This window comes from Maribacter spongiicola, assembly GCF_004364165.1.
Lineage (GTDB): Bacteria > Bacteroidota > Bacteroidia > Flavobacteriales > Flavobacteriaceae > Maribacter > Maribacter spongiicola.
The window spans coordinates 1,087,133-1,103,697 of sequence record NZ_SOAY01000011.1 but is presented as its reverse complement, the minus strand read 5'-3'; the positions used below and the strand labels follow the sequence as shown (position 1 = coordinate 1,103,697).

Here is a 16,565-nt window from a genome sequence, read left to right as displayed (position 1 = left end):
ACAACCAACAACCAACAACCAACAACCAACAACCAACAACCAACAACCAACAACCAACAACCAACAACCAACAACCAACAACCAACAACCAACAATCAACAACCAACAACCAACAATCAACAACCATCAACGAACCTTAAAAATTCCAAACAACTCATTGCCTTGTCGTGGTGCTATGGAGTTATAACAAGAATCGAAAGTGATCGTTTTAAAATAGGGTGATAAATATTTGGTGTACAGATCTTTGTTTCCGCCAAATGGGCGCTTTTCCATGTTGCCGGTTAGGGGAATTTCAAACCAGAGTCCCGCTAATTTTCCTTTTGGTTTTAGTAATTCGGACATATGCTTGGCGTAGGCATTTCTATTCTCATCGGTGGGTACAAAAGAGCAGAAAAAAGTTTGTTCAAGAATAAGATCATACTGACCTTTGAACTCAAAGAAATCTGCTTGATGCATATTAGCATCCGGGAAATCGGGATTCCGTTTTTTGAATTCTTTCAGCGGAATCTCAGAGATATCTAGAATATGAACATTTTTAAATCCCGCTTTCCACAGATATTCCGCTTCGTAGGCATTTCCGGCTCCGGGTATTAAGATTTGAATGGTTTTATCTGTTAATTGATCAACATATTCTTTAATGGGCGTAGAGGGGTAGCCAATATCCCAACCGGTCTGTTGTTTTTGGTAGCGTTGCGTCCAGTAATCTTGTTCTTCTTTCAATAAAATTGTGTGTTGTATATCTTAGTAAATACCGTTGTGACAAGACTAAGAGGTATCTACTTGAAAATATGATTTATGTTTCGATGAGCGTCGCATCATTAAAATACGCGATTATCGAGTAAAATTAATCAGATTTGATCAGTTTTTGCAAAGTATGTAGAAATCAATACCATTGATCATAGATTGATTGTAGTAAACGAACCATTTTGCTATCTTTAGAACAGACTAACTACCAACAAAGTAAACGTATGAAATACTCTTTTTTAACTGCAATCGCGGTATGCTTAACTTATGTCTGTACGGCACAAACTAATCCCCAATGGGCACGTTACCCATCTATTTCTCCAGATGGCACTACTATAGCATTTACTTACAAAGGCAACTTATTTACGGTACCTTCAGATGGTGGTGTGGCAAAGCAGCTTACCTATCATTCTGCACATGATTATAAAGCAGTATGGAGTAAAGACGGACAAAAAATAGCCTTTGCATCGAACAGATATGGCAATTTTGATGTCTATGTGATGGATGCCCAAGGAGGTGAAGCAACACGATTGACTTACCATAGCAATGACGAAAAACCTTATAGTTTCTCTGCTGATGATAAAACCGTTCTTTTTGGTGCAAATCGACTAGATATTGCCGAGCATCGCCAATACCCGACAGGTTCACAACCAGAATTATATAGTGTTCCCGTAAATGGCGGAAGGATAGATCAGGTATTGACCGTTCCAGTAGAAGATGTGCAAGTAAATGCGGATGGAACTATAATGGTATATCACGATAAAAAAGGGTACGAAGACGAGTTTAGAAAGCATCATACATCTGCCATTACCAGAGATATTTGGTCGTATGACCCATCCACCGGAAGACATAAAAAACTCACAAGCTTTAAGGGGGAAGATCGTAATCCGGTTTTTTCAAAAGATGGTAGTGCTATTTACTATTTAAGTGAGCAAGAAGGCTCTTTTAATGTCTTTTCAATATCATTGACAGGTGCACCTGAAATTGCGTCACATACTAGTTTTAAGACACACCCGGTACGCTCATTAAGTATTGGCAATAATACCTTGGCATTTGGTTACGATGGCGAAATTTATACGCTAAAAACAGGTGAAGGTGCTAAGAAAGTAGAAATAATAGTTAGAACACAAGAAGACAGCAATCCTATAGAATATGTGTCCGTTAACGGTGGTGTTCAAGAAATGGATGTAGCACCCAACGGTAAAGAAATCGCTTTTATAAGTAGGGGCGAAGTCTTTGTAACATCTGTAGATGGTTCGTTGACAAAACGTATCACCAATACCCCAGAGCAAGAACGCTTTGTAAAGTTTATGCCCGATGGTAAATCGGTCGCGTACTCAAGTGAACGCAATGGTAAATGGAGCATTTTCAAATCAACTAAAGTGCGAAAAGAAGAACCTTATTTCTTTGCATCTACATTGATAAAAGAAGATACTTTGGTGACCTCAAAATATGATATCTACTTACCGGAATTTTCGCCAGATAGTATTTATGTGGCGTATATGGAAGATAGAAGAACGTTGAAGGTCAAGAACCTAAAAACAAAGACGGTTACGACCATTTTAACTCCTGATGAAGTTATTCATATGCGAGACGGTGATCAGTATTACCAATGGAGTCCAGATAGCAAGTGGCTGTTGATAGACTGGAGTGTATCGTTGAATAACTCTGAGCTTTTGTTGATTTCAAAAGATGGTAAACAGCGTAAAAACTTAACCCAAAGTGGGTATTATGATTTTTCACCTAAATGGGTGAATGATGGTAGTCAGATTATGTATTTTACCAACCGTGACGGACTAAAAAGTTATGCCACTAGCGGTTCATTTGAAACCGATGTGTATACCATGTTCTTGACCCAAGAATCATGGGATAAATTCAATAATACCAAAGAAGAGTATGATTTATTGAAGATGATAGAAGAAGCGGCAAAAGAGAAAGAAGAAGGCGCTGATGATGACGATAAAAAGAAGAAGGATAAGAAGGTTGAGGAAAAAGTAGTGAAATCGCTAAAGTTTGATTTGGAGGATGTAGACCGAAGAAAATCACGACTTACCATACACTCCTCAAAATTATCTGATGCCGTACTTTCTAAGGATGGGGAAAAGCTATACTACGTTAGCAAGTTTGAGAAGGACTATAACCTTTGGGAAACAGAAATACGCACCAAAAGCACAAAAATGTTGATAGGTTTAGGAGCTAAATCAGCAACGTTACATTGGGATGCCAAGCAGGAAAATCTATTTTTATTATCTGATGGAAAAATCTCTAAAATAGATTTAAAAGCCGCTAAAACAGAACCGGTGAAACTAAATGCCGAAATGGTTTTAGATGCCGATGCAGAGCGAAAGTTTATGTTTGACCATATTTGGCTAAAAACAAACGGAATCTTTTACACCTCTACTTTTCACGGCATTGATTGGGAAGCCATACGTACAGAATATGAGAAATACTTGGCGCATATTGGTAATGATTATGAATTCTCTGAAATGATTTCAGAAATGTTGGGTGAGCTGAATGTAAGTCACGCCGGAGGTCGTTTTTCAGATGATATTGATAACGGCGATCAAACAGCATCGCTAGGTGTTTTTATAGACTACAGCCATAATGGTGACGGATTAAAAATTACGGAAGTCATTAAAGGCGGACCATTAGACAAAGCAGGATTCGATATTCAACCAGGTGCAATAATCGAGAAAATTAACGGAATAACTATAGCCGAATCTACTGATGCCGCTTTCTACTTAAACCGTATTGCGGGGAACTTTACTTTGTTAGATGTTGTCGATGATAAAGGCAAGAGAAAACAGCTTACCGTTAAACCTATTTCGTTGCGTGTAGAAAACGGATTGTTATATGACCGTTGGGTAAAGAATAATGAAAAGGAAGTATTGGCAAAGAGTAACGGTACATTGGGGTATGTGCATATACCAGGCATGAGCGACGGACCATACCGTACCATTTATGAAGAAATGCTGGGTAAATTCAATGATAAAAAAGGAGTTATTGTAGATACCCGCTTTAATGGTGGCGGAGATCTAGTGGCAGATTTGGCTATGTTTTTTACCGGTATACCATTTTTGTCTTATGAAACCGAAGATAGGGTAGTAGGTGGCGAACCAACCTCTCGTTGGACAAAGCCAACCTTGGCAATGTTCAACGAATCTATGTACAGCGATGGTTCTTGCTTTGCAAGCGGCTATGTAGATTTAAAGATCGGTAAAACCGTAGGAATGCCAGTACCAGGTACGTGTAGCTTTGCTGGTTGGGAGCGATTGCCCAATGGTGGTGTTTGGGGCGTTGTACCTGTAAGCGCTAAAAATAAAGCAGGCGAGTGGATGGAAAACAATGAAACAAATCCTGAAATTATCATTAAAAATCAGCCGGAAGTAATTGCAAAAGGTATTGATGAACAATTAGAGAAATCTATTGAGGTGTTGATGAAGGAGGTGGAGTAGAAATAATTTAAAATAGGAATATAGTTGCTGGTGACTATATTCCATAGTCAGGTGTAAATTTTGACTAAACTAATTACCTATTAGAATAATGAAGTTTAATATTAAAAATTGGAAGAAATATACATTTGAATTTATTTCAATATTTATTGCAGTTGTTTCTGCATTTGCACTTAATAATTGGAACGATAATCGTCGAGACCAAAAGGCAGAAACAAAAATATTGAGAGAAATGTCGAGCGGTTTATTGAAGGATATAGCGGATATTGAAAATAATGTAAGCGGGCATGAAACAGGTATAAAAGCATGTAATTATTGGCGTAGAATAATTAATGAACAGGAAAAAAACTTAGATACCTTGTCAGTCTACTACGTTACTTTAACAAGAACCTTTTTTCCAGTCCAGAATAAAGCAGGATATGAAACATTAAAATCTAAGGGGTTGGAATTGATAAAAAACGATTCTTTAAGATTTCAGATAATATCACTTTATGAATATGATTATTATGTTTTGAAACGATTAGAAGAGGATTCTCCTGAAATGCAGTTTGAAGACAAATATTCTGAAGAGATAAATAAAATGTTATCAAAGAATTTTCAATTTTCCGTAAATGGAGATATTGAAAATTTAAAATTTCCATTAAAGCTGACCGATGAAGAAAAACAGTTGTTTTCAACCTACCTGTGGCAAATTCAAATTAATCGGGAGTCAATGATAAATTACTATGATGATGTCAATAGTAAAATTGAATTGCTTAGAAATAAAATTGAAGAAGAGTTAAACCTATAAGAAGTGAAAATTTAATATAATTTCTAGCAATTTTATTCAGATAATTACACTCGAAAGTAATAGTTGTTTTAATGGATTTAATAAAAATTGTGAAATCGAAAGGTGGCAAAAACAAAGCAGGCAAATGGATGGAAAAAAATGAAATCAACCCAGAAATCATTATTAAAAATCAACCAGAAGTAATCGCCAAGGGCGTTGATGAGCAATTGGAGAAATCTATTGAGGTGTTAATGAAGGAGGTGGAGTAGAAATGCTTTTTTTTAAAAAAAAATATAGAATTAGGATATAGCCGCTGGTGACTATATTTTATTGTTACTAAACATTTTGGAATAACACTAGCACAATCAATTAAAACCAAGCCTATGAACAAGAAAATTTTATTTTTAATATCTGGAATCTTAACCGGCATAGGTTTTCTTTACTATATCATAGCCTATCTAATTGATAGTTCATATGATATTGACTGGATAATGACTTTGGTGTTTATGTTCTTTAGTATTTCAGCTTTTTCAGCTTATTTTAAATTGAAAAAATCTGAAAGTTAGAGTGAATAATTACAACCTTAACTCTATTGAAATAAATTGCAGAAAAAGACCTACCAAAAATATGCATACGGACTTTACTCGGTGCAAATAATTACGATTCTGGACTCAACAAAAATATGCAGACTGAATTGACAAAAATAGCAGAATTTAAACGTAGATGGAATTAAAACAAACAACACTAAATAATGGAGAAGGGACAACAAAACGCAGTTAAAGGAATCATATTATTAGGTATTGTTTCAATGATAGCAGGAATTGCATTGTTATATTGGGGCAAAACGCTTATAGGAATTTCTGGCACAACAGTCGGTGCTGGTCTTGCTTTAACGAATTATAAAAAAATTAATAAATTAAAAGACGAATAACACGAGTTAAAAAACTAGTCCGAAAAACGTTTGGTAACAATACCTAAACGTAATGCGGGTTTTTGAGTAAAACCAAATAATCTGTTTATAATATTAAAGTCGCCAAATCTTATGGATTTAGCTTTGGAACAAAAAAGAAAAAGCAAAACAATAAGATTTAGCGTCATCCGCCTGCCTGCCTACCGGCAGGCAGGCGGAAGCTAAAAGTTTCCTTACTTCCCCTCTACGTTTAGCACAAGCCTCGTGCTTCATACTGAAAAACGAAACGGATAATATGAACGGGAAAGCCGAAAACCGACCAATGTAGGCACTAAACAAACAGAATTATGAAAATACTATCCAACCGATTGACATTAATCGCAACACTTATTGCAATGGCTTTTGTATTCCAAAGTTGTGAACAAAAACAAAAGGAGGAAACTAAAGAAGTGGTAAAAGAGCTAATTGTTGAACCCGAGAAACCTGAATATTTTCTATTGCGACCAGAAGTTGAAAAAGCTTACGGATATTCTCACGCTGTGAAAATAGGGAATAGCATTAAAATTTCTGGTGCTGTAAGTATGGATGATGAGGGAAATCCGACTGCTATTGGCAATATGGAACAGCAGATGAAGAACTGTTATGCTGATTTGGAAAAAATATTGAAACACTTTGGTTGCACATTTGACGATGTTGTAAAAGAAGACGTTTTTACTACTGATATGGCACAAATGTTGGAAAAATCAGCATATCGTGCTGAAATTTATAAAAATGGATTTCCAACAGGCTCTTGGCTAGAAGTAAAAGGATTGGCACTTCCGGAATTTATGGTTGAAATAGAACTGGAAGTACATAAATTGGAATAAAAAGTACGACAGCAGAACAAAAATGTATGACCGCAATTACGACAGATTCGACTATGTCCTAATCCACTCGGAATTGCTTACGCCCGTGGTAAATCGAAAATAATCGCTAATTTAACTTGTAACTAATTGATATAAAAGAAGTAAGAACAACCATAAAATAAATTAAGTTCATATGAAAATAGTAAAGAAAATAGGAAAGTGGTTTTTGGTTTTACTGGGAATATTAGTTGCATTTATCTTAGTTGTTTTATTGGTTATCCGAATCAATAGTTCTGGAAAAGAAGAGTCTTTTGTAGACGAAAATGGAAATGTGCTTGCCAATAGTATTGCAATGCACGAGAATATGATTATCAATGGTGTAGCACAACGAATTACCATTAGAGGAAAAGACAAAAACAACCCTGTACTTTTAATTGTACATGGCGGACCAGGAGCGCCAATTTTACCTGTAATTTATAAACTCACAGGAGTTGATTTGGAAGATTTATTTACGGTATGTTATTGGGATCAAAGAGGTTCAGGACTAGCGTATAATGACAGTATATCTGATTCATCAATTACCTTAAATAATATTGTAGATGATGGTTTACAACTATCAAAGCATTTAAAAGAAACATTCAAAAAAGATAAAATTTATATAGAAGGTTTATCATGGGGCACAGCTGTGGCTGCTTACATGGTTCAAAAAAATCCTGAGTTATATCATGCTTACATCGGTAGCGGTCTCATGGCGAATCAATCGCTTTCTGAAGAACTATCTTATGATTTTGCAATGTCAGAAGCCGAAAAATATAATGACACTCTTTCTATTTCTCAATTAAAAGAAATAGGAAGACCACCTTATTCAAATAATGTAAACAATACCGTAACGGAAGCCTTTGAAATAGAACGAAGTATCGTTATGAAATATGCACCTCTACAATTAGATACCGATTATTCATTTCTTAAAGATATGTTCATGGATAATGGCTTGACGTTCAAAGAAAAATTTACCGATATGCTGAATAGTCCCGAATCTTATTATCCAGCATCTAAAATTCTAGAATCAACCGCAATTGATATTAATTTAATGCGGGATATTCCTGAATTTAAAGTGCCAGTTTATATATTTCAAGGCGATAATGACCATTTTACCGAAACATCTGTAGCAAAGGCTTATTTTGATTCCATTGTTGCACCATCTAAAAAGTGGTTTCTATTTGAAAATGGTACACACGGTGTGCAAATAGAATATCCAGAAAAATATCGTTCAATATATATCAATGAAATATTGAAAAAGTAAATGTTTTATTATCACTGTAATCTTATTGGTATTTGGATTAATTGATAAAGCGCAGATTAAATAGGAAATAAGGCTTTATAAATTGATAGCATTTTAAAACTAACCAAACTTATAAAATGAATAAAACTATCATGGAATTTTTCAAAGAGATACTTACAATTATTGTCGGTATTTTGATAGCGCTTTATATCAACAATTGGAACGAAAATCGGAAAGATGCAAATTATATTAATAAAATATTTGTATCAATAGATAAGGAATTGATAGAAAGCAATGACGATATCAAGAAAAAAATGCCACAACAGCAAACACTTATCGACACTTTAGGTTTTTACAAAAAGAATGATACAATCTCTATTTTTGATGTAATGATGAAAGTGAATGGAGTTCAAATTCCCCAAATTAGAATTAGTTCATGGAAAGCTATTTCTAGTTAAAAAATTGAGTTGCTTGAATACGACAGGGTTTCCGCTTTTGCAAATATTGAAGAGCAAAAAGAGTTATTGTTATCAAAAACTCAATATTTAATGAATTTCCTTTATCCAAATATAAAAGACACCAGTATTGATAAAAAAGAACTTATAATGTTAATGATGCAGGATATTATGGTTTCGGAAAGAGAATTACAAAAGGAAATTGAGGGGGTTATTCAAGATTAATTAACTACTTTTTTAAAAAATTATCATTGAATTTTAAAAATTTTGTATAAGCAGAACGGAAAAGCCAGTTGCTTAAAATTATTTTTGAACAAAAGGATGTTTAAATAATAATTAGGGAGTAAGTCTTAAGATTTAAGCGTTTATTCTAATTTTTAGTAAAATAATAAAAATGAAAATTACTCAAGACTGGAAGAAGATAAGAACCCATTTCAATAAGAGTTTTAGTTCTAATTTTCATATTTCAATAGCATCTGTAGATACGGAGTACAACCCGACTGTTACGCCAATTGGTTCGTTGTTTTTGAATGATAATCAAACAGGATTCTATTTCGAAAAGTTTCCGAAGAAATTACCATTACATGCAAAAACGAATAAAAATGTATGTCTTCTTGGGGTTAATAGTAGTCGTCTATTTTGGCTTAGAGCATTGTTCAAAGAAAAATTTTCAGACTATCCCGCTATAAAATTATATGGTGAGCTTGGTGAAAGAAGATTAGCGACCGAACAAGAAACAAAACGACTCAACCGCAGAATGCGAATGACCAAAGGACTTAAAGGTAATACCTATTTATGGGGTGAAATGGAGTATGTACGTGATATCAACTTTACTAAAGCAGAGAAGATTAATTTAGGAAAAATGACAGCCAGGTTATGATAACCATTTTAAGGGTAGTAAATTAGGACAATCATCAACCAAACAAGAAACCATGGGAAAGAAATTAGAATCCATCACTCCCGATTTACAAAAATTCATAGAAAAACAAAAGATATTTTTTGTGGGTACGGCTGCTGCTGAGGGGAATGTAAATGTGTCCCCAAAGGGAACGGACTCATTTCGGGTAATTGATAGCAATAAAATTATTTGGCTGAACCTTACTGGTAGTGGTAATGAAACAGCTGCTCATCTACTCAAGAATAATAGAATGACGATTATGTTCTGTGCTTTTGAGGGGAAACCTATCATTTTAAGATTATATGGTACGGCGAAAATATTCCATAAAAGAGATCAAGAATTTTCTGAATATGTACACCAGTTTCCAGTGAATACAGGAGCAAGACAAATTATTGAAATGCAAGTAGATTTGGTTCAGACCTCGTGTGGTTTCGCAGTTCCTTTCATGGATTTTAAAGAAGAGCGAACAACCTTAAATGATTGGTCTAAAAAGCAAGGAGAGGATAAAATAAAAGAATATTGGAAAAACAAAAACACCAAAAGTATTGACGGATTTGAAACTAATATTCTTAAAGATTAATAGTTCTTTTTGTGATTAAACTTTGGTCATATAATCCCTAGTTTATAGAACTCTTCTAATTGAGAATTACAGCTAAAATTAACCTCTAAATCTTTTACGATTCCGGTACCCACACCATATACCCATCCATGTAAAAATAGTTCTTGACCTCTTTCCCACGCATTTTGTACAATCGAAGTTTTAGCGAGATTATACACCTGCTCCATAGCATTAAATTCGACAAAACGATCAAAGGCTTTCTCTTCATCAGTTATATCTCCCAACTCTTTTTGATGTTGTCTGTATACATCTCTAATATGACGGATCCAGTTATCTGCCAAGCCGTAAGACTTGCTTCCCATAGCAGCTTTTACCCCACCGCAACCATAATGTCCACACACGATTATATGTTTAATTTTCAGCACATTTACAGCATAGTCTAAAACACTAAGCATATTCATGTCTGAGTGTACCACCATATTTGCAATGTTTCTATGTACAAAAACCTCACCTGGTATGGCTCCAATTATTTCATTGGCAGGTACGCGACTATCAGAACAGCCGATCCATAATAATGGTGGTGACTGACCTTTTTCTAATTTCTTGAAATAATTGGGATCGCTATCTAATTTAGCAGCTACCCATTTTTTATTATTATCGATCAAGTTTTTATAAAAATCTGATTCCATATTCTTTTCTTTAAACTATGCCGGCGCTCTCAATAAAACATTCGGGATTTATTCTTTCAAACTTTCCTATTCAGAAATGGAAATGAAAAGTCGTATTCCATATTTATGTGTCGATCTCCTTCTCATAGAAACTAATTATTAAAGGTAAGCTCTTCCTTAGAATTAAAATGAAAAATAAGCGGTGGGTAAAAAGTGTTCTTATATCAATAATTCATGAGATGGATAATAAGAGGTCTAAATAGCAAATTTTAAACCCGTCGCAATTCATTAAAACCATATTACAGCGATAACTAATTTATAAGCGGTATTTTTAATATCCACAAAAATAAGAACACTTTGAAACAGACCATAGCACGTGTAGCATTGGTAGTCCGTGATTACGATAAAGCCATTGAATTTTACACCAAGAAATTAGATTTTAATCTAATTGAAGATACCGACTTGGGCGATGGTAAACGTTGGGTCGTAGTAGCTCCGCAAGGGTCTAAAGAATGTTCGTTAGTATTGGCAGAAGCAGCTAACGAAAAACAATTGGCAAGTGTTGGTAACCAAACGGGTGGTCGCGTTTTTCTGTTTCTATATACTGATGATTTTTGGAGGGATTATTACAAAATGATGGAACGTAAAATTAAGTTTGTGCGTTCACCAGAGAAAATGCCTTATGGTATGGTTGCTGTTTTTGAAGATTTATATGGGAACCTGTGGGATTTATTAGAGCCAATTAAAAATCTACAACAAGAGCAGCAACAGCAACAACAATAACAAAAACAACAATAAATTAGTCGTTTTATCTCTACTAAAACATGTGGAAGTATCTTAAAAACATATTCAATTTTAAAGGTGAAATGCCTTTGACAGGTTTTAGTAGTTCTAAGAACATTTTTACATTGAAAAATTTGTTGTGCGGTATCGGTAAATCTGAAATAGGAGAAAAGGATATCATAATAAGCGAGTATCCTTTTGAGCCATCAATCGCATACCCTACAGCTGTAATTTCTGCAATGGATATTGAATGCATGGCGGTTGATTTTACGGTGTGCAAAATTCATGTCAAAGATGATATCATTTTTGCTTCCGCAGAACATAAAGAAAAACTGAAGCAGTTCGCTGAAAGTAACAATATTAGACTAATAACGCAAAGTTGGAACTGGGATTGGATTTTAGAGCCTTACCTAGATACAGAATTTACTAAAGAAAATGAACGACGCGCTTTAGAGCGACTACTAGAAAACGGATTCACGGCAAATGAAGTAGATACGATAAGGGAAGAGGTGAAAAATCAAATGTATGCCTATAATTTTGATACCATGTTGTGGGATTGGTGTAGCCTAAGTCTACCTGATGTATTATGCGCTATGCGCGCGAAATATAATAAAGAACAGTTTCGAGATTTTTATAAAAGAGCCCTCGAGATTGAAAAACGGAAAAAGATGTAAGTGCACCTTTTGTTATTAATCTTTATCTTTAAAGAGACTAATTACTAGCCATGCAAATTCCTGAAATCCCCAATTTAATTCACTACGCCATTCCTTTTTTTACGGTTACCGTAATTTTAGAAGTCATTCTATCGGTTAAGATGAAACTTCATGACTACGAGTTTAAAGATGCCGGCACTTCTATTCTTATGGGTTTAGGTAATGTAGCCATAGGGTTGATTACTAAAGGCATTGCGCTAGGCTTCTTTTATCTGTTGTATAATTTTTATCATCTGTTTGAAATTCCCTTTGCATGGTGGTCTTGGTTAATTTTACTTTTCGCGGAAGATTTATGCTATTACTGGTTTCATAGAACTAGCCATGTCAGCCGATTTTTTTGGGCGAGCCATGTGGTGCATCATTCCTCTAAAAACTACAATCTAAGCACCGCATTACGACAGTCGTGGTCTGGCGGCTTTTATACCTTCATTTTTTGGACTCCCTTAGTGCTTATCGGTTTTCATCCTGTAATGATATTGGTACAGATGTCCGTCAGTCTTATCTATCAATATTGGATACATACCGAAATGATCAAAAAAATGCCCAAGTGGTTCGAAGCCGTTTTTAATACGCCCAGTCACCATAGGGTACACCATGCAACCAATCCGCAGTACTTAGACAGAAATCATGCCGGAGTATTTATTATTTGGGATAGATTATTCGGCACCTTCGAGCCAGAAGTTGAAAAGCCCGTTTATGGTTTGGTAGCGAACATTAATACGTATAACCCAATTAAAATTGCCTTTGCAGAATGGTACAAGATGTTGGGTGATTTCTTCACATCAAAAACTACATTGTCAAACAGGTTTAAATATCTAACTAAACCACCTGGGTGGAAACATGATGGTACCAGTATTCTATCAACAGATTTAAGAAGAGAGTGGGAAGAGAATAACAAATCTGATTCTTTGTAAGGAGTTGATTTAAAATTAGTTATATTTTTTAGAGATTCAATGGATATAGTGATATTGCCTATCTTGAATAGGTTGGTGTGTAGCATTAAGTACCTTTCTTAAACGAAATTAAAAATCTTTTAAAGATTAAATATGATACACGAAAAACAAACTATTGCCATTTGTGGAGCTGGCATTGCAGGAGTAGCAACCGCATACTATATTTTAAAAGAAAGAAAGGACTGTAATGTAATCTTAATTGATAAAAATCAACCACTATCATTCACGACAAGTAAGTCTGGTGAAAATTTTAGAGATTACTGGCCAGAGAAGAATATGCGTCAGTTTGTTAGTGACAGCATTGAGTTAATGAAAGAACTCAAAACTGAATATGGAGTTGACTCATTTGAAATGAAAAATTCGGGCTATAATTTTATTAGTCACGATATTGATAATCCTATTTTTGGTTCTGGTGACAAAGAAAATTCTACTAGTTATTTAGAAGAGTATACAAATAAGGCTAAAATTCAAAAGGACTTTCCGTATTTCGATCAAAAAATAGAGAAAGTAGTTCGAATTAAGAACGCGGGTAAAATTGATGTGTACGATTTGGGTACTTTATTGCTGAAAGAAGCAAAGAAAATGGGGCTTGAACTAGTAGATGGTGAAATTTCAAATATTGGAAAAAGCGCTGATAAATTTAAGGTTGTACTAGATTCAAAACAATCGGTCGATGCTGATAAAGTAGTCATTGCTTCAGGTCCTTTTTTAAATACCATAGCAAATATGTTTGGATTTCAATTTCCTATTTCGAACACACTGCAGCGAAAATTTATCATACCAGACCCCAATAAAATCATACCTAAAGACATGCCTTTTACCATTTATGCCGATAAGCAGTATTTAGATTGGTCTGAAGATGAGTTGGAGTTTTTTAAATCGGATGAGAAATACACATGGTTGTTGAATGAATTCCCTGGTGGACTCCATATTAAACCAGAAACAGAGGGCATTAAATTGGGTTGGGCATTTCAAACAGAAAAAAGTGAACCGTCATTCGAAATACCGAGTTTCGAATTTTTTCCGCAAGTGGTGTTAAAAGGAGCCAGTCGTTTTATACCAGAATTATCAGCGTACGAAAATAATATTCCAACGCCATTAATTGAATATGCAGGGTATTATACCAGAACAAAAGAGAACTGGCCGCTTATTGGGCAAACTGAAGTGGACAATGTTTATGTAGTGGGTGCACTTGCCGGGTATGGCACAATGAGCGCCTGTGCAGCAGGTAAGTTATGTGCTAGTTATATTTTTGATAAACTAGATTTACCAGAATATGCCGCAAATTTTAACCCTTTACGATATGAAAAGGAAGAAATTGTTAAAGTAATGAATGCGTTAGATAGCGACGGTCAGCTCTAAAATATTTTTAAATACTGTAACATTCTATACACGCTGTCGTCGAACAAGCAACCAATCAAAGACAGAATGAACAATAAATTAGTAGCATATATAGGTATTTTAGGAGTTAGTTTATTTGCAATTGCTGCGATAGTAGGTCCGTTATTAATTGATGATTACAGTGTAGTAAGTCAATATATAAGTGAATCTTTTGCGGCTGATACTGAATATGGTTGGTATTTGCAGTACTTCGGATATGTACCTAGTGGAATTCTAATTACCATTTTTTGTTTTAGTGCACCAAGTTTTCTTGCAAAGTCAAAACTAGTGAAAGCAGGCTTTTTTGGTTTATCAATTTTCTATGGTCTAGGAACCACACTTGTTGGGTTATTCCCTTGTGATGCAGGATGTCCAACCAACTTAATGGTTTCGAGTACTTCACAATTAATACATAACGCAATGGCGTCGTTGACTTATATTTTTCTGCCGATTTGTATTATCGCAATTGGACTTGGATTAAAGAAATTTCAAGGCTATAATAGATTATCACAAATAGCAATGGCTACAGCTATCATCAGCGGAATTTTTATCTTCATATTATTCTCCAATCCAGAATCAGATTACAGAGGCGTTTTACAGCGTGTTATAGAGATTTCGTTTATAGGTTTTATGGTTTCAAGTGCGTTGAGAATTGGAGAGGATGCGAGATAATAGTATTAAGTATCGAATACAAAGTTTTAAGTAAAGAGTATTAAGTACAAAGTACAACGTATGCAATTTATAGTTCACTGAGCGTAGCCGAAGTGAACGTGATCCAAAATAACAGATAGCTACGCTTTGCTCGCTATGACATGCTATAAAGGTCACTGAGCGAAAGCGAAGTGACAACCAACAACCAACAACCAACAACCAACAACCAACAACCAACAACCAACAACCAACAACTACTCCTTATAAACAACCCCATCTTTCATTACAAAAGACACATTTTTAACAGCTGAGATATCCTCAATCGGATTTCCTTTCACGGCAATAATATCAGCTAAAAACCCTTTTTTTAAGCTTCCTAGTTGATTTAAATGAAACAAACTGGCATTGCCAGAGGTAGCAGATTTTAAGACAGCTAAAGGCATCATTCCGTAATCGACCATCAATTCCATTTCACGATAATTTTCTCCGTGTGTAAAAACACCCACATCACCACCAAAAACAATTTGCACTCCGGATTCTAATGCCATTTTAAAAGACTTGCGTTTCTGTTGAATTCGTTCAGGTTCTGGGTCTGTCGCTTTGTTCCAACCTCTGTATTGAGTTATGGCATCGCCAGCGGCAAGGGTAGGGCATAGTCCGATACCTTTATCTTTCATCATCTTAAAAATTTCAGGCGTACCACCATCACCATGTTCAATGGTCTCAACACCACCAAGAATTGCTCTTCTCATTCCTTCGGGAGTACCAGCATGTGCAACCACGTATTTTCCTGCTGTAGTAGCGGTCGCAACCATCGCATTAATTTCTTCCTGTAAAAATGTCGCTTTAGAATCGGCACCGGGAGTCCAGCGGTAATCCGCATAAATTTTAATTATATCGGCACCGTTACCCATTTGTCTACGCACCGTTTCGATGCATTGGTCGACTCCGCTTGCGGCTTCAGCACCTAATGTAACGGTTACGCCATCATGAAATCCTTTTGGACCGTATGCTCCTGTAGCAACAATAGCCGGACCGGCAACCAATAATCGTGGACCGTCTATAATTCCGTTATCAATAGTTTTCTTCAAATATACATCAGTATAACCGGCACCTTCAGCACCCAAATCTCGCATGGTGGTTACACCGGCCAGTAAAGAATTCTTTACATGAACGGTACCTCTAACGGCACGTTCAACGGGAGACTCTTTTAGCACCTGATCATTCCAGTCCGTTTCATTGTATGGGTGTAATAAAACATGAGAGTGACCTTCAATAATGCCAGGCATTAAAGTGCTGCCAGTCAAATCTATTTCTGTGGTGTTGTCTGGTAGTGTTATTCCGTTCGCATTTCCTGCATAGGTAATTTGATTTCCCTCTACTAAAACCACCCAATTGGTATGTAATTCGGTGCCGTCAAAGACTTGGTCTGGTTTTAAGAGTGTTTGAGCAGAACATAGGCTTACAGAGAATAAGAAGAAAAATACTATTGATTTCATGAAA

The 16,565-nt window shown here is 35.4% G+C and carries 19 protein-coding genes; 16 read left to right on the top strand and 3 right to left on the bottom strand.

The features are described from left to right. Positions 1–126: 126 nt before the first annotated feature. The gene (locus CLV90_RS13260; RefSeq protein WP_133687944.1) at positions 127–720 is read right to left on the bottom strand and encodes a methyltransferase domain-containing protein; all 594 of its coding nucleotides are present in this window, start codon (positions 718–720) and stop codon (positions 127–129) included. A gap of 248 nt (positions 721–968) precedes the next feature. Between CLV90_RS13260 and CLV90_RS13255 the strand changes: the two genes are divergently transcribed. The 11 genes from CLV90_RS13255 (at position 969) to CLV90_RS13210 (ending at position 9,935) form a co-directional block, all read left to right on the top strand. Beyond that, on the top strand, positions 969–4,199 hold the full coding sequence (locus CLV90_RS13255; protein WP_133687943.1) for a S41 family peptidase: 3,231 nt from the start codon (positions 969–971) through the stop codon (positions 4,197–4,199). A gap of 88 nt (positions 4,200–4,287) precedes the next feature. Beyond that, the gene (locus CLV90_RS13250; RefSeq protein WP_133687942.1) at positions 4,288–4,986 is read left to right on the top strand and encodes a hypothetical protein; all 699 of its coding nucleotides are present in this window, start codon (positions 4,288–4,290) and stop codon (positions 4,984–4,986) included. Positions 4,987–5,075: 89 nt separating this feature from the next. Then, entirely contained in the window at positions 5,076–5,234 is a 159-nt protein-coding gene (locus CLV90_RS19300; protein WP_166638581.1) for a hypothetical protein, read from the top strand. Between the two features lie 114 nt (positions 5,235–5,348). After that, the gene (locus CLV90_RS13245) at positions 5,349–5,531 is read left to right on the top strand and encodes a hypothetical protein (protein ID WP_133687941.1); all 183 of its coding nucleotides are present in this window, start codon (positions 5,349–5,351) and stop codon (positions 5,529–5,531) included. A 185-nt stretch (positions 5,532–5,716) separates the two neighbouring features. Further along, positions 5,717–5,896 (top strand): hypothetical protein, encoded by a 180-nt coding sequence (locus tag CLV90_RS13240; protein WP_133687940.1) that lies wholly within the window; start codon positions 5,717–5,719, stop codon positions 5,894–5,896. A 326-nt stretch (positions 5,897–6,222) separates the two neighbouring features. Further along, positions 6,223–6,741 carry a RidA family protein gene (locus CLV90_RS13235; protein ID WP_133687939.1) on the top strand — a complete coding sequence of 173 codons (519 nt, stop codon included), beginning with the start codon at positions 6,223–6,225 and terminating at the stop codon, positions 6,739–6,741. Positions 6,742–6,913: 172 nt separating this feature from the next. Further along, positions 6,914–8,023, top strand: a complete 1,110-nt coding sequence (locus CLV90_RS13230) for an alpha/beta fold hydrolase (protein ID WP_133687938.1) — start codon at positions 6,914–6,916, stop codon at positions 8,021–8,023. Positions 8,024–8,139: 116 nt separating this feature from the next. After that, positions 8,140–8,460 (top strand): hypothetical protein, encoded by a 321-nt coding sequence (locus tag CLV90_RS13225; protein ID WP_133687937.1) that lies wholly within the window; start codon positions 8,140–8,142, stop codon positions 8,458–8,460. 9 nt (positions 8,461–8,469) lie between these two features. Next, entirely contained in the window at positions 8,470–8,682 is a 213-nt protein-coding gene (locus CLV90_RS13220; RefSeq protein ID WP_133687936.1) for a hypothetical protein, read from the top strand. A gap of 169 nt (positions 8,683–8,851) precedes the next feature. Then, positions 8,852–9,337: a hypothetical protein gene (locus CLV90_RS13215; protein ID WP_133687935.1), complete on the top strand. Its 486-nt coding sequence runs from the start codon at positions 8,852–8,854 to the stop codon at positions 9,335–9,337. Between the two features lie 52 nt (positions 9,338–9,389). Then, positions 9,390–9,935, top strand: coding sequence for a pyridoxamine 5'-phosphate oxidase family protein (locus CLV90_RS13210; RefSeq protein WP_133687934.1), 546 nt, complete (start codon positions 9,390–9,392; stop codon positions 9,933–9,935). A 26-nt stretch (positions 9,936–9,961) separates the two neighbouring features. Here the strand turns inward: CLV90_RS13210 and can are convergent, their stop codons facing one another. Then, complete coding sequence (can, locus tag CLV90_RS13205) at positions 9,962–10,603, bottom strand: carbonate dehydratase (RefSeq protein WP_133687933.1); 642 nt, start codon at positions 10,601–10,603, stop codon at positions 9,962–9,964. A gap of 336 nt (positions 10,604–10,939) precedes the next feature. Here can and CLV90_RS13200 point away from each other — a divergent pair, with 336 nt between their 5' ends. The 5 genes from CLV90_RS13200 (at position 10,940) to CLV90_RS13180 (ending at position 15,083) form a co-directional block, all read left to right on the top strand. Next, a complete protein-coding gene (locus CLV90_RS13200) occupies positions 10,940–11,365 on the top strand; it encodes a VOC family protein (protein ID WP_133687932.1) in 426 nt (141 codons plus the stop codon). Positions 11,366–11,406: 41 nt separating this feature from the next. Continuing rightward, entirely contained in the window at positions 11,407–12,039 is a 633-nt protein-coding gene (locus CLV90_RS13195) for a hypothetical protein (protein WP_133687931.1), read from the top strand. Between the two features lie 50 nt (positions 12,040–12,089). Further along, positions 12,090–12,992: a sterol desaturase family protein gene (locus tag CLV90_RS13190; protein ID WP_133687930.1), complete on the top strand. Its 903-nt coding sequence runs from the start codon at positions 12,090–12,092 to the stop codon at positions 12,990–12,992. Positions 12,993–13,124: 132 nt separating this feature from the next. Then, positions 13,125–14,393, top strand: coding sequence for an NAD(P)/FAD-dependent oxidoreductase (locus tag CLV90_RS13185; protein WP_133687929.1), 1,269 nt, complete (start codon positions 13,125–13,127; stop codon positions 14,391–14,393). Between the two features lie 66 nt (positions 14,394–14,459). Beyond that, a complete protein-coding gene (locus CLV90_RS13180; protein ID WP_133687928.1) occupies positions 14,460–15,083 on the top strand; it encodes a DUF998 domain-containing protein in 624 nt (207 codons plus the stop codon). 233 nt (positions 15,084–15,316) lie between these two features. Here CLV90_RS13180 and CLV90_RS13170 read toward each other — a convergent pair whose 3' ends face one another. Next, complete coding sequence (locus CLV90_RS13170; protein WP_133687926.1) at positions 15,317–16,561, bottom strand: metal-dependent hydrolase family protein; 1,245 nt, start codon at positions 16,559–16,561, stop codon at positions 15,317–15,319. Between the last annotated feature and the right edge of the window lie 4 nt (positions 16,562–16,565).